This is a genomic window from Synechococcus sp. RSCCF101, from assembly GCF_008807075.1.
Classification (GTDB): Bacteria; Cyanobacteriota; Cyanobacteriia; order PCC-6307; family Cyanobiaceae; genus RSCCF101.
In genome coordinates, this window is sequence record NZ_CP035632.1 from 2446867 (window position 1) to 2459702 (window position 12836).

The 12836-nt window shown below is 65.7% G+C and carries 15 protein-coding genes; 13 read left to right on the plus strand and 2 right to left on the minus strand.

The window, feature by feature from the left end:
• Positions 1-2: 2 nt before the first annotated feature.
• From secE to rplL, 6 genes are all read left to right on the plus strand, one after another.
• A complete protein-coding gene (secE, locus tag EVJ50_RS15120; protein ID WP_225322922.1) occupies positions 3-275 on the plus strand; it encodes a preprotein translocase subunit SecE in 273 nt (90 codons plus the stop codon).
• A 117-nt stretch (positions 276-392) separates the two neighbouring features.
• Positions 393-1010 (plus strand): transcription termination/antitermination protein NusG, encoded by a 618-nt coding sequence (nusG, locus tag EVJ50_RS11725; protein ID WP_225323203.1) that lies wholly within the window; start codon positions 393-395, stop codon positions 1008-1010.
• Positions 1011-1070: 60 nt separating this feature from the next.
• Positions 1071-1496: a 50S ribosomal protein L11 gene (gene rplK / locus EVJ50_RS11730; RefSeq protein WP_150884165.1), complete on the plus strand. Its 426-nt coding sequence runs from the start codon at positions 1071-1073 to the stop codon at positions 1494-1496.
• Between the two features lie 127 nt (positions 1497-1623).
• Positions 1624-2331: a 50S ribosomal protein L1 gene (gene rplA, locus EVJ50_RS11735; RefSeq protein WP_150884167.1), complete on the plus strand. Its 708-nt coding sequence runs from the start codon at positions 1624-1626 to the stop codon at positions 2329-2331.
• A 291-nt stretch (positions 2332-2622) separates the two neighbouring features.
• The gene (gene rplJ, locus EVJ50_RS11740) at positions 2623-3150 is read left to right on the plus strand and encodes a 50S ribosomal protein L10 (protein WP_150884169.1); all 528 of its coding nucleotides are present in this window, start codon (positions 2623-2625) and stop codon (positions 3148-3150) included.
• A gap of 78 nt (positions 3151-3228) precedes the next feature.
• A complete protein-coding gene (gene rplL, locus EVJ50_RS11745; RefSeq protein WP_150884171.1) occupies positions 3229-3621 on the plus strand; it encodes a 50S ribosomal protein L7/L12 in 393 nt (130 codons plus the stop codon).
• Positions 3622-3852: 231 nt separating this feature from the next.
• On the opposite strand, the gene EVJ50_RS11750 is transcribed toward rplL, so the two are convergent.
• Positions 3853-4590, minus strand: a complete 738-nt coding sequence (locus tag EVJ50_RS11750) for a DUF3747 domain-containing protein (protein ID WP_150884173.1) — start codon at positions 4588-4590, stop codon at positions 3853-3855.
• Positions 4591-4652: 62 nt separating this feature from the next.
• Between EVJ50_RS11750 and EVJ50_RS11755 the strand changes: the two genes are divergently transcribed.
• The 7 genes from EVJ50_RS11755 to EVJ50_RS11785 all read left to right on the plus strand — a co-directional run bounded on the left by EVJ50_RS11755 (position 4653) and on the right by EVJ50_RS11785 (position 11968).
• A complete protein-coding gene (locus EVJ50_RS11755) occupies positions 4653-5417 on the plus strand; it encodes a ribonuclease H (RefSeq protein ID WP_150884175.1) in 765 nt (254 codons plus the stop codon).
• A 13-nt stretch (positions 5418-5430) separates the two neighbouring features.
• Positions 5431-6624, plus strand: coding sequence for a quinone-dependent dihydroorotate dehydrogenase (locus tag EVJ50_RS11760; RefSeq protein WP_150884177.1), 1194 nt, complete (start codon positions 5431-5433; stop codon positions 6622-6624).
• Between the two features lie 39 nt (positions 6625-6663).
• Positions 6664-7728 carry a hypothetical protein gene (locus EVJ50_RS11765; protein ID WP_150884179.1) on the plus strand — a complete coding sequence of 355 codons (1065 nt, stop codon included), beginning with the start codon at positions 6664-6666 and terminating at the stop codon, positions 7726-7728.
• Between the two features lie 203 nt (positions 7729-7931).
• Positions 7932-8423 (plus strand): hypothetical protein, encoded by a 492-nt coding sequence (locus EVJ50_RS11770; RefSeq protein WP_150884181.1) that lies wholly within the window; start codon positions 7932-7934, stop codon positions 8421-8423.
• A complete protein-coding gene (locus EVJ50_RS11775; RefSeq protein ID WP_150884183.1) occupies positions 8420-9193 on the plus strand; it encodes a hypothetical protein in 774 nt (257 codons plus the stop codon). Before EVJ50_RS11770 ends, EVJ50_RS11775 begins: the two co-directional genes overlap by 4 nt.
• A gap of 80 nt (positions 9194-9273) precedes the next feature.
• Positions 9274-11367, plus strand: coding sequence for a secretin N-terminal domain-containing protein (locus tag EVJ50_RS11780; RefSeq protein ID WP_191964768.1), 2094 nt, complete (start codon positions 9274-9276; stop codon positions 11365-11367).
• 109 nt (positions 11368-11476) lie between these two features.
• Positions 11477-11968, plus strand: coding sequence for a type II secretion system protein GspD (locus EVJ50_RS11785; protein WP_255452558.1), 492 nt, complete (start codon positions 11477-11479; stop codon positions 11966-11968).
• 19 nt (positions 11969-11987) lie between these two features.
• On the opposite strand, the gene EVJ50_RS11790 is transcribed toward EVJ50_RS11785, so the two are convergent.
• Entirely contained in the window at positions 11988-12776 is a 789-nt protein-coding gene (locus EVJ50_RS11790; protein ID WP_225322923.1) for a pentapeptide repeat-containing protein, read from the minus strand.
• Positions 12777-12836 lie beyond the last annotated feature (60 nt).

The following is a 12836-nucleotide window of genomic DNA, read 5'->3' on the forward strand; positions in this document are numbered from 1 at the left end:
CCGTGAGCCCATCCGCTTCCCCCGAAGACACAACGGTCGAACCGACGCGGTCCGCCGCTCCGGCCGCTGACGCACCGGGGGCACCCCCGGTCCCGGCCGCCGACGAGAGCTTCGCGGCCAAGACCATGGCCGAGCTGCGCATGGTGGTCTGGCCCAGTCGCCAGCAGCTGTTCAGCGAGTCGGTGGCGGTGATCCTGATGGTGAGCCTCTCCGCGGCGGCGATCGCGGCGGTGGATCGCTTCTACAGCTGGGGCGCCGGCCTGGTGTTCCGCTGAATCCCCCGCGCTTCGCCCCTCTGCTGCTCCACCTCCCCCCCTGTCCCTGATCCTCCTGCCCGATCCGTGTCCGACCTCGAACTGAGCACCGAAGCCGGCAGCGTCGCCGATGCGGCTCTGGCGGAGGCGCCGCCCACCGAGGTGGCTGAACCTTCGGCCCCCCTGCGTCCGGCCGTGGCGCGCTGGTATGCCGTCCAGGTGGCCTCCAGCTGCGAAAAGAAGGTGAAGGCCACCCTCGAGCAGCGGGCGGCCACCCTCGGCGTCAGCAATCGCATCCTGGAGATCGAGATTCCCCAGACCCCGGCGGTGAAGGTCAAGAAGGACGGCAGCCGCCAGTCCACCGAGGAGAAGGTCTTCCCGGGCTATGTGCTGGTCCGGATGATGCTCGATGAGGACACGATGATGGCGGTGCGCAGCACGCCCAACGTCATCAATTTCGTCGGTCAGGAGGACCGGCGCGCCACCGGCCGCGCCCGGGGTCACATCAAGCCCCGTCCCCTCAGTCGCCAGGAGGTGGACCGGATCTTCCGCCGCGCCGCCGAGAAGAAGGCCGTCGTCAAGGTCGATCTCACAGAAGGCGATCAGATCCTCGTCACCGCCGGTCCCTTCAAGGACTTCCACGGCGAGGTGATCGAGGTCTCGGGCGAGCGCAGCAAGCTCAAGGCCCTACTCTCCATCTTCGGCCGGGAGACACCGGTCGAACTGGAGTTCTCCCAGATCAGCAAACAGGGCTGATCTCCAGCGGCCGCTCCGCCCATCCGGCGGTGTGGCCGACCCGTTCCCGTTGACCAGTCAATGGCCAAGAAAGTCACCGCAGTCATCAAGCTGGCCCTGCAGGCCGGCAAAGCCAACCCCGCTCCGCCCGTGGGCCCCGCCCTCGGTCAGCACGGCGTCAACATCATGGCGTTCTGCAAGGAGTACAACGCCCGCACCCAGGACAAGGCGGGATTCGTGATCCCGGTGGAGATCTCGGTCTTCGAAGACCGCAGCTTCACCTTCATCACCAAGACCCCGCCCGCGTCGGTGCTGATCTCCAAGGCCGCAGGGATCGAGAAGGGCTCCGGCGAGTCCGCCAAGGGCACCGCCGGGTCGATCACCCGGTCCCAGCTCGAGGAGATCGCCAAGACCAAGCTTCCGGATCTCAACTGCAGCAGCGTCGAGTCGGCCATGCGCATCATCGAGGGCACCGCCCGCAACATGGGCGTCGCCGTCAGCGACTGATCCCTCCGGCCCCGTCGCCTCAGGCGATTCGGCCGCATCGGTCCCCGGGCCGACCCATTCCAACCATTCCTTCCTCCGGGGGAGACAGCGGCCCGACGGCCCCTGTCATTCGCACCCCGCTCCCGACATGCCCACACTCTCCAAGCGTCTGCGCGACCTCACCGGCAAGGTGGAGGACCGTGAGTACGCCCCCCTCGAGGCCCTTGAACTGGTCAAGGCCAACGCCACGGCCCGCTTCGACGAGACGATCGAGGCCCATGCGCGCCTCGGCATCGATCCCAAATACACCGACCAGCAACTGCGCACCACGGTGGCCCTGCCGAAGGGCACCGGCCAGAGCATCCGCATCGCCGTGATCGCGCGGGGCGAAAACGTGGCCGCGGCCAAGAGCGCCGGTGCCGATCTCGCCGGCGATGACGAGCTGATCGAGACGATCGCCAAGGGCGAGATGGCCTTCGATCTGCTCATCGCCACGCCCGACATGATGCCCAAGGTGGCCCGGCTGGGCCGGGTGCTGGGCCCACGGGGGCTGATGCCCAACCCGAAGGCCGGCACGGTGACCACCGACCTGGCTGGGGCGATCTCCGAGTTCAAGGCCGGCAAGCTGGAATTCCGGGCGGACCGCACCGGCATCGTGCACGTGCGCTTCGGCAAGGCCAGCTTCAGCGCCGACGACCTGCTGGAGAACCTGAAGGCTCTGCAGGAGACGATCGACCGTAACAAGCCCAGCGGTGCCAAGGGGCGCTACTGGAAGAGCCTGTACGTCACCTCCACCATGGGCCCCTCCGTGGCCGTGGATGTGACCGCGCTCCAGGACCTCAAGCAGGAGGCCTGATCGGGGGCGGCCCGCGTCGGGCTGCCCAACGGCAGGGGCGCTGCCCACCGATCTGTAAGATCGTGGACTGGCTTCATTCAGCCAGTGGGCACGGTCCCGACCGTAGACAGCAGGTGACGAAGCGTCCTTCACCGGACACTCGCCGTAAGCCCTGCCGAGGTTGACGTTTGATCCGCCCTCCCGCGACCCGCGGGGGAGGCTGGCGAGGCGACCTCCTCCTTCCCTGACCCCTGAGGTCCGGGAAGCGTTCGGGTCGCGTCCAGCTTGTTCCCCCCTGATCGATCCACACCCATGGGCCGCACGCTGGAGAGCAAGCAACAGATTGTCGAGGAGCTGAAAGGCCTCCTCGGTGAGACCGAACTGGCACTGGTCCTGGACTATCAGGGCCTGACCGTCAAGGAGATGTCTGACCTGCGGGATCGTCTGCGGGCCAGCAACGGCGTCTGCAAGGTGACCAAGAACACCCTGATGCGCCGTGCCATCGACGGTGACAGTGCCTGGGCGAACCTCGATCCGCTTCTGAGCGGCACAAACGCCTTCGTCCTGGTCAAGGGCGATGTGGGTGCTGCTGTGAAGGCCGTTCAGGCCTTCCAGAAGGACACCAAGAAATCCGAGACCAAGGGCGGCCTGTTTGAAGGCAAGCTGCTCTCTCAGGACGAGATCAAAGCCATCGGCGACCTCCCCACCAAGGAGGTGCTCATGGCCCAGATCGCCGGTGCGATCAATGCCGTGGCCACCAAGGTGGCGGTCGGCATCAACGAAGTTCCCTCCGGTCTGGCCCGGGCGCTGCGCCAGCACGCCGAAGGCGACGCCGAATGACATCACCCGCGCTCACCCCCACACCGGGAAGCCGCGGTTTTTCTGTCCCACCGACTCTGTTGCTGAGTTCCATTCATCATGTCCACCAAGACCGACGAGATTCTCGAATCTCTCAAAACCCTGTCCCTGCTTGAAGCCTCCGAGCTGGTCAAGCAGATCGAGGAGGCCTTCGGGGTCTCCGCCGCTGCCTCCGCCGGTGCGGTGGTGATGGCTGCCCCCGGTGCCGGCGGCGGTGCCGCTGAACCGGAAGAGGAGAAGACCGAGTTCGACGTGATCCTGGAGGGCTTCGATGCCTCCGCCAAGATCAAGGTCCTCAAGGCGGTGCGCGAAGCCACCGGCCTGGGTCTCGGAGATGCCAAGGCCCTTGTGGAGGCTGCTCCCAAGGCCATCAAGGAGGGCATCGCCAAGGACGAGGCCGAAGCCCTCAAGAAGTCCATCGAAGAGGTGGGCGGCAAGGTCACCGTCAAGTGACCCGTCGTTTCTCCTGATGCTGCGGCCCTGCGGGGCCGCTTTTTTCATGGCCTTCGCGGGCAAGAAAAAAGCCCCGCCAACGGGCAGGGCTTTGGTGAGGAACGATTGCGGGAGTCTGTCCTCGTTTCGACCCCGAAGGGCGTTCCGCACTCCTCACACGCACAGACAGTAAGAACTGCAACCAGGCTGTGCACCGTCGGCGGGGCACTGCCGCGACTGGCACGTGCCAGTTCAGCGGCGGTAGGGGATCACCTCGAGCGCGATCGGTCCGCTGCGCCGTGCCGCACCGGAGAGCCTCGTCGTCCGCAGGCCGGAGGTCAGCTGAACGGGGCCCGGGGCCGCGAGGCCGGTGGCGCCGCCCGGCCGGCTACCGCTCGCGCGGGAGAGAAGCACCGGCAGGGCCTCATCGTGGGCGAAGTAGAGGTGGCCCAGCGCCTTGCCCTGGTAGCTGCGGCGCTCAAGGGCCCACTCGGGCTCAAGCTCGAGCTGAACGAAGGCGTCCTTGTCGGGGGTGGCCGGGCGCGGAGCCCTGGCCACCAGGATGGTTTCGCTCTGGCTGGGGCTCATGGCCCGCAGCTCCAGCTCCCGAGGGCCGGCCACCAGCTTGAGGCGGTAGCGGCTGCCGAGGTCCTCGTCGCCCAGGCGCAGGGAGTAGGCGTTGCTGTCGAGGTAGCGGCTGCAGATGCCCTTGAAGTCGAACCGGTTCAGGCTCGGGTCCACAAGGCCGTCCGGCCGCTGGCTCCAGCAGGCGGGACGGGCTTTGAGCTGCTCCAGCACCAGCAGGGTCCACTGGCCCTGGCTGAGCGGGCGGGCCAGCACGGTGAACCGGTCCGACTGAACGGGCTGCCCATCGAACACCGCGGCCGCCCGGGCCTGATGCCGGATCGTGGCCACGGAGGCGAGGCCCAGAGCCCCGACGGCGAGGGCGGATCGCCACCGACGTCGGCCCGCCTGAATCGACAGCGCCATGACCGTTCCTCCGCAGCCTTATGACAGGACCCGTGTTGTAGCGGATCGGGGCGCTCCGGCCAATGGCGAAGCAGGCACAGCAGCAACCCCGGGTGGTGGCCGCCGCCAGCGACGGCGCCTGCAGCGGCAATCCCGGTCCCGGGGGTTGGGGCGCTCTGCTGCGCTTCGAGGATGGAACGGAGCGGGAGCTGGGAGGCGCCGCCGAGCGCACCACCAACAACCGGATGGAGCTGGAAGCGACCCTGCGGCTCTACGAAGCCCTGGCGGACCTGCCGCGGCACCCGGATCTGGCGATCCGGACCGACAGCAAATACGTGATCGACGGCCTCACGCGCTGGCTGCCCAACTGGAAGCGCAAGGGCTGGGTCACTGCCGCCCGCAAGCCGGTGCTCAACCGCGACCTCTGGGAGGCCCTGGATGCCGCACGCCTGGCGGATGTGCCGCTGCGCTACGTGAAGGGGCACAGCGGCGATCCCGACAACGACCGGGTCGATGCGATCGCCGTGGCCTTCTCCCAGGGCCGATCGCCGCGCCTGGCCAACGGGCCCTCCGCGCCCGCCGCCCCGGAGCCCTCCGTTCAGCCGCAGGCCGATCCCGCCCCGCCCGCGCTGGTGGCCCTGCTGGGGCGGCTCGAACTCGCCGATCGTCTGGCCCGGGGTGGCTACAGCCTCACCACCGCGGAGCTGGCCCAGCTGGTGGAGCAGCCGATGCGGCAGCTGGAGCAGCGCAGCGGGCCATGGCGCTGGCGCGACTGGGAGGTGCACCCGCAGGACGGAAGCGGCTGGCGCCTGGAGCGCTGCGCGTCAGGATCGGACGGACGGGCTTGATGCCGCCCCTGCCATGACGGATGCCTCCGACGCTCCCGCTCCCAGCGATGGCCCCCTCTCAACGCGGGCTCTCTACCGCCGCTGGGTGGGTCCCCTGCTCAGCCGCGATGTCGGTGCCGACGCCGAACAGCTCAGTCAGCTGACCCTGATGGCGCTGGCACAGGCCAGCCTGCGGCGTGACTGGCCCGTGGTGGCCGACGTGGTGAGTGGCCTGAGCGCCGAGCTGCAGCGGCGGGATCTGCGGCTGGAGCAGACCCTCTTCGGCTGCCGCTTCGCCAATCCGGTGGGCCTGGCGGCCGGATTCGACAAGAACGGCGTGGCGGCCGGCCTCTGGCATGCCTTCGGCTTCGGCTTCGCCGAACTGGGAACGGTGACCTGGCATCCCCAGCCCGGCAATCCCAGGCCGCGCCTGTTCCGGCTGGCGGCTGAACGGGCGGCCCTGAACCGGATGGGATTCAACAATGGCGGCGCCGAACGGGTGCGGCGCAATCTCCAACGGCAGCGCCTGCCGCCGCCGTCGCAGCGGCCGGCTGTGCTTGGCCTCAACTTCGGCAAGTCGCGCGTCACCGACCTCGACCGGGCTCCGGAGGATTACGCCGCCTCGCTGGAGCTGCTGTCTCCGCTGGCGGATTACGCCGTGATCAACGTCAGCTCGCCCAACACGCCAGGCCTGCGCGATCTGCAGCAGGTGGGGCAGTTGCGCCGGCTGGTGGAGCGCCTGCGGCGGTTGCCCGCCTGCCCGCCCCTGCTGGTGAAGATCGCCCCCGACCTGGAGGACGACGCCATCGACACGATCGCCCGGCTGGCCTTCGAGGAGGGCCTGGCGGGGGTGATCGCGGTGAACACGAGCCTGGACCGACTCGGCCTGGAGTCGCGCCGCCTGCCCCAGACCGGCCGCACCCTGGCCGAGGAGGCCGGCGGGCTGAGCGGTGCGCCCCTGCGCCCGCGGGCGCTGCAGGTGCTGCGGCGGCTACGGGCGGCCGCCGGTCCGGCCCTGCCCCTGATCGGTGTGGGCGGCATCGATTCGGCCGAGGCCGCCTGGGAGCGCATCACGGCCGGCGCCTCCCTGGTGCAGCTCTACACGGGCTGGATCTACGAGGGACCGGCGCTCGTGCCCGCCATCCTCGAGGGGCTGCAGCGGCAGCTGGATCGCCACGGCTTCTCCACCCTCAGGGAGGCGGTCGGCAGCGGGGTTCCCTGGGCGTGAAACACCGGTACCCTTGGCCGGCTTCGCGGGTGCGTTTCGGTGTTCTCAGGCCTCACTGCGGGGATCACCGAACGTCTGGCAGGGCTGCGGGCCTGGTTGATCCCCCAGATCGTGTACCTGGCCATCAGTGATGAATGCCTGCTGCTGATGAGAGTGGAGCGGGGCAGCGAGGGCCCGGCCTCCCGCTTCTGGTCGCTGCCGATCCCCAAGGGTGCCTGCAAGGAGGGGGTTCCAATGCAGAAGGAGGCACTGGGAGACCTTCTCAGCGACTGGCTGCTGGATCAGAGCGTGGTGGGGGGGATCCTTTCGGTGGTCCTGGCGGAGAACAGCTGTCGCTGGCGGCTTCTGGAGTGGGGGGAGGGGGGCGTGCCGGAGGATCCCATCGATGATCTGCGGGAACGCATGGCCGACCTGCCTCTTCCCGATCCCATCGAGACTGTGTACATCGCCGCGGAGGATGTGGAGCCGGCCTCCGCCTCAGCCGCTCCCTGCTCGTTGATGGTGTCGGCTCCCCGCGACCTCGTGACCGCCTGGGTCGAGGTGGCCAACTTCGCGGATCTGCCGCTGAGACGAGTGGAGTCTCCGCAGATGTGCCAGTGGCGTGCCGTGTTCACCGCTCTCGATGAGACGGCCGACGTGCGCCCCTCAGCCCTCCTGGCCCTGCTGGTGCCGGAAGGTCGTGATCATCGCCTCACGTTGTTCCAGCGTCGGCTGCCGGAGTTTGAGCAGGTCATCACCGGCTATGACGCCGATGCTGCCGGCGAGCGCCTCACCTTTGTGGATGACCTGGAGGAGCGGGTGCGGAGGTTTCAGCGCTATCGCCGCCTCTCTCCGGACACGACTTGGTGCCTCGTCGGCACCCTGGCCGAAGACGAGGCGCTGCAGGATGAACTCAGACAGCGCCACCCCGACTGGAGTGTGTGGCCATGGACCCCGGAGCGGGACTGGCCGGGTCTGCTCGCGGAGGGGATGGCCGACCCTGAGGAGGACGAGGACCGTGTTGAGAGCCATGAGGCCATTCCGGATCCGGCCTGGAAACATCCTGAGCAGGCCCCGCTGCTGCTTCGGCTGGCCGGCCTGATGGCCAAGGAGGCCCGTCCATGACCCGGCGTTCTTCAGACCTGCTCCAGGAGCCCAGACGCGAACTGGGCCTGCCTGATGCTCCCAGGGATCAAGGCAGCTTTGTCGTCAACCTGATCAAGGGGAGCGTGATTGCCGGGGTCGGTCTTCTGGCGCTGGTGATGGCGGCCGGAGGCCTTCGAGTCCGCAATGCTCTTCTCTTCTGGCAGGTTGAAGATCTGGCCCCTGTGGAGGCGCGGCTGAAGCGGGCCCGGGGCGAACTGAACCGCACGCGAGAGCAAACCGATGGCCTACGAGCCAGCAGCGAGGGGCTGGCCCGGGCTCTGGTGGAAGTGCGGTCGGGTTCCGCGCTGCTGGCCCAACTGACCCGCGTCGCGCCCAGAGGAGTTCAGTTCTTGACTGTTCAGGAGATTGATGAGGCTCTGACCTTTGAGGGCCGTGCCAACGATCCCGATGCTTTCGGCCGCATCAATGTGCTCGAGCTGGCGCTGGCCGATCTGCCTGATGTTCGGGCAGAGCAGGTCGCCATTGAGAAGGTGGAGCGCGTTCCCCTGCCCGACCCCCCAGAGGGAAGTCCGATTGTCAATGAAGTGACCTTCAGCCTGAAGGCTCCTCTCAAGCTCGATTACATCCCTTCGATCGAAGAGTTGCGCGAGCTTGATGCAGACGGAATGGCAAGGCGACGGGCCGTGCTCAGTGAGATCGGCCTGCTGCCATGACCAACCTCCAGTCACCCCCTTCCCAGCTGTCCCGGATCATCACTCCCGGCCGCTTCGGAGTGGCGGCGCCGATTGTTCTGGGTCTGCTGCTCGCCGGTGCTGTCCTCTCCCTGGAGCTGCTGCCCCAGTGGGCTGAGATGGCTCGGCGGGGCGATCGGTTGCGTGAGCTGAAGCAGATGGAGAGGGATCTGCCGAATGTGGAGCGCGAGGTCCTGCTCAGTCGTGAACAGCTCGAACAAGCGAGGGAACAACAGGGGCTGCTGCTGGATGTGATCGCTGGCAGCGGCGACATCCGCACCTTCCTGGCGCAGCTCAGCGCGGAAGCGGCCCGCACGGGCGTGACCCTGGCCTTCTTCGAGCCTCTGGCCGGCGAGGAGCCGGCCCCGGAACCGGAGCCGGGCCGCAGTGAGGCCCCTGATGACGCGCCGCCCCCTTCCCGTGAGAAGGATCCCCTCGCTCCCCAGGGCTACGAGCGACGAACCGTGCTGCTGCGGGCGTGGGCAGACGCACCGGCGCTGCTCCGATTCATGCGGGCCATGGAGCGGCTCAGCCTGCTGGTGGTGCAGAGCGATCTGATGTTGGAGGCGCTCTCCGTCGATGAGGCGAACCAGCGCATCGGTGCGGAGCTGAGCGGCATGACCGAACTCAAGCTTCTGCTGAGCTTCTACGACAGGGCTCCATCCGAGCCAGAAGGTCAGACTCAGCCCGGCGTGGCTGCTTCGGAGGAGGCCGACGCGAGTGCGGACGAGGCCGATGAGTCGGATGGGTGAGGTGCGCCGACTGGTCCGTGCCGCCTGGCCTACCCGCCCTGCGCCCGATACCATCCGCCCAGTTTCCGGGGAGCAGGGTGTTGAGCTGCCGCCTGCTGCGTTCTGTTCTGGTGGGCGGGCTCCTCGTCTCCTCGGCCTCAGGAGCGCCCTTTTCCCCTCTCCTGGCTCCCGCCCAGGCCCAGAGTTCCGGTTCACTGGAGCTGAAGGTGCGCCGTCAGCCGGATGTGGTGGAGGTGGTGCTGGAAAACACCGGCCCCGCTCCCGCCCTGCAACAGACCTCCAGCAGTGACTCCTGGGAAGCCCGCATCTCCCTGGAGGCGGCCAATGCCCTGCGTCTCGGTCCCCAGCAGACGGGGCTGCCTTCGGAAGGCCTGAAATCGATCAGCCTCACCGGCTCCGGTCGCGATTACCTGCTGCGGGTGGAATCGGTCGCGGGGCGCACCCTCAGTCCGCCGGTGCTGAGTGCCGATGGGCAGAACCTGGTGCTCAGCTTCCCGGCTTCCCCGACTGGCCTCACGCAGACCACACGCCTGAATCTGAATCGGCCCGGGCGAGTTCCCCAGGCCAGTTATGTGCCGCCACTGCAGCCGAGGGCCGTGGCACCGCCCCTGGGCGACATGGCCGTGGGCACCATGGTGATGCGCAACCAGGGCTACGTGAGCCTGCAGGGTCCGCCGGTGACCCTGAACTTCCGAAACACCCCGGTGAAGGAGGCCATGCTCTCCCTGGCCCGTGTGGGGGGCTACGGCTTCGTGTATGTGGATGACCGGGCCGACAACCTACGGGATGAGGAGGAGCTCATCCGCGGGGCGGATGGTGTGACCCGGACTCAGACGCTGAATGAGGATCCGCGGCCGGTGACGATGCTGTTCAACAATGAGTCGTACAGCACGGCTGTGAATGCCGTTCTGATGGCATCGCGAATTCAGGCGAAAGTACAAGGAAGCACGATTTTCGCAGGCCCCCAGGTGGTTGCGCAGGCCGGTTTCGGACCCCAGCTCTCCAAGGTGTATCGGCTCAATCAGGCCACCCCCCAGAGCGCGGCTCAGTATCTGGCCAGCCTGGGTGCTGAGATCTTTGTACCTGAGCAGATCACTCAGACCCAGAGCACCGGTGAAACCACCACAGCCGGTGGTGGTGGTGGTGGTGGTGCGGCAGGCACCACGGTGGGCAATGTCTCCACAGAGACGGCGACGCGCACCACCATCACCACCTATTCCAGCAACAAGGGTCCCTTGCTGGGGATGACGGGAACCGTTGACGATCGACTGGGAACCATCACCCTGGTCGGGACTCCCACCACTGTTCAGGCAGCAGAGGGCTATCTGAAGCAGATCGACTTGCGCGAGCGACAGGTGGCTCTGTCTGTGAAAATTCTTGATGTCAGCTTGGAGAATACGAATGATATTGACAACAGCTTCTCTTTGCGGTTTGGCAACAACCTGATTGTGAACGATCAAGGGAGGCTTCTTGCTGCTTTCGGGCGTAATCTGCCTGCTAATGAAGGTAGTTTTGCTTCCGCCCCGCTTGAGACCGAGTCCTCGTCCACATCAAGTTTCGACGAAAGCAGCGGATCTCGTGAGTTCTCGGGCCTGAATACGGATACATCCTTCAACTCCAATGATGTGTCAGACGCGCTTACGGCCACTTTCGAGAACGGGCGCTCCCTATCTCAGAGTCAGATTGAAGACATCAATAACAGCCTCTCGCGTGATACTGGAACCTCTCTTCAGGAGGTCACCCGTGATATCACGATCACCCAACCGGACGGCTCAACGCTGACTGAAACGCTGACAGAGTACCGCATTGTTCCTACGGCTAACAGCTCTCAAGGTTTCTCTTCATCTCTGGCTCAGAATATTAATGAAATTCTTTCCAGTAGTACCGGCCAAAGGGTGAGTCTTGCTCGGAATAGCTCTTCTGGCAACCGAAGTGATCTTCGTGGCGATCTCTCCACTTCACGACGCAGCGCCAGTGGTTCTCGAACCGACTCCACCAGCTCTACGGGAGTCAGCAGCCGTCGCCGCAACCCAGCCCTGAATTATCCCGATCAAGCCTTCTATGATTTCCTCCAAGCCCAGATTGTTTCGGAGAACACTAAGGTTCTTGCTAGCCCAACCATCATTCTTTCTGAATCCAACGAGATCATTCGCGGTTCCGGTACCCGTGTCTGAGGATGGGGACCAGGGGCTGAGTGCTTTCAACATTGATGAGCCGATTGGACGTAGATTTGCCAACGAAGCTGTCGTGAGGGTTGGCGATAACGTGCCTACAAGTGTCACCGTGTCCGAGTCCGATGGTGGAGCGATCTCCTGTGAAGCTGAATACAGCACAGCAGGTCTCGTGCTTGGAGCCAGGGTTCAGAAAATTGATGATAATGGATTCGTTTCCTTTTCTCTTTCGCCTCAGATCTCGGCAACAACTGGGGAAACATTTGAGAATGGCGCCTTCTGCCCCGAGACTGAGATCCTAAACTTCCGCCGCCTGGACACAGGCTCAGTGCGAGTGCGTGATGGGCAAACACTCATTCTGACTGGCGTTATTTCTGAATCAGACCGCCAGGTTGTGAGCAAATGGCCTGTTCTTGGTGATATCCCGTTGGTGGGCCAGTTCTTTCGCGCGTCCACTGGCGATCGCCAGAGGAATGAATTGGTCATTATGGTGACACCACGAGTCATCAACGATGATGTCGGTGGAACCTACGGCTACGGGTACCGGCCTGCTACAGCACCCGCACGCGAACTGATCTATAACCAGTCTCAGCGGCGCCCCTGAATGGGTTGAACCCGGCTGTTCAGAGCCCAAGAGGTGCCAGGTATTTCACCGCCAACGGCAGGATCTGCTGGAACATACCTCCAGCACCCTTTAACATTGTGCTGCCCCACCCGTTGCCACCCCGATTCTTCGGGTCCTTCTTGACTCGTTCCGCTCCTTCCCGCATCTGCTTGGCCAGCTCAGGCTGCTCCTGCTGTTCAAATAGTTCAGCGGCATAGGCAAAATCACGAGAGGCGAGTTCCCGTTTGGCCTGCTCGGCCCGGGTGATGCCGCGGGCCACCCAGGTCACGGCGGCATCGGGTTTGCGGATCAGAGCCTTGTTGAAATACTCTTCGGCGTCGGGAAAGCGGCCCTTGAGCGCGTGTTCCACACCGGCATTGTGCAGCGAGGCGTAATCGCTGGCTTCGGCCTGCACGCCCTTGGCATCCTTCCAGTGGCTCGTGCTCAGGGCGTTCTCATCGAGCAGCGCGCCGGTGAGATCCGCTTCGATCAGATCCGTTCCCGAGAGGGTGGCACCACGCAGATCGGCTCCCCGCAGCGAGGCATGCCGCAAGGTGGCGAAGCTCAGATCGGCGCCCTGGAGGTTGGCCCCATCGAGTTGGGCGCGGCCCAGATCGGCCCGTTGCAGGCGAGCCTGCTCCAGCTGGGCGTCCTGCAGATTGGCATGCGTGAGATCGGCATCCTGCAGGCGGCAGCCCCGGCAGGAGCGAGTTTCCAGCAGCTGCACCAGGTCCATGACATTGCCCCCGGCATGGGCGGCACCGCCCCCCAGAATCAACGCGGCGGGGAGGGCGATGGGAGCTATCACCCTACTTGAAGCAGACCAGCCTGAGAGACGGTGGCGCACCGCGATCACACCTGAATTGGG

What these genes read in the sequence shown, in the direction of transcription:
- rplK (WP_150884165.1), top strand. Translation starts at nt 1,071, where the DNA reads ATGGCCAAGAAAGTCACCGCAGTCATCAAGCTGGCCCTGCAGGCCGGC.
- rplA (WP_150884167.1), top strand. Translation starts at nt 1,624, where the DNA reads ATGCCCACACTCTCCAAGCGTCTGCGCGACCTCACCGGCAAGGTGGAG.
- rplJ (WP_150884169.1), top strand. Translation starts at nt 2,623, where the DNA reads ATGGGCCGCACGCTGGAGAGCAAGCAACAGATTGTCGAGGAGCTGAAA.
- rplL (WP_150884171.1), top strand. Translation starts at nt 3,229, where the DNA reads ATGTCCACCAAGACCGACGAGATTCTCGAATCTCTCAAAACCCTGTCC.
- EVJ50_RS11750 (WP_150884173.1), bottom strand. Translation starts at nt 4,590, where the DNA reads ATGGCGCTGTCGATTCAGGCGGGCCGACGTCGGTGGCGATCCGCCCTC.
- EVJ50_RS11755 (WP_150884175.1), top strand. Translation starts at nt 4,653, where the DNA reads ATGGCGAAGCAGGCACAGCAGCAACCCCGGGTGGTGGCCGCCGCCAGC.
- EVJ50_RS11760 (WP_150884177.1), top strand. Translation starts at nt 5,431, where the DNA reads ATGACGGATGCCTCCGACGCTCCCGCTCCCAGCGATGGCCCCCTCTCA.
- EVJ50_RS11775 (WP_150884183.1), top strand. Translation starts at nt 8,420, where the DNA reads ATGACCAACCTCCAGTCACCCCCTTCCCAGCTGTCCCGGATCATCACT.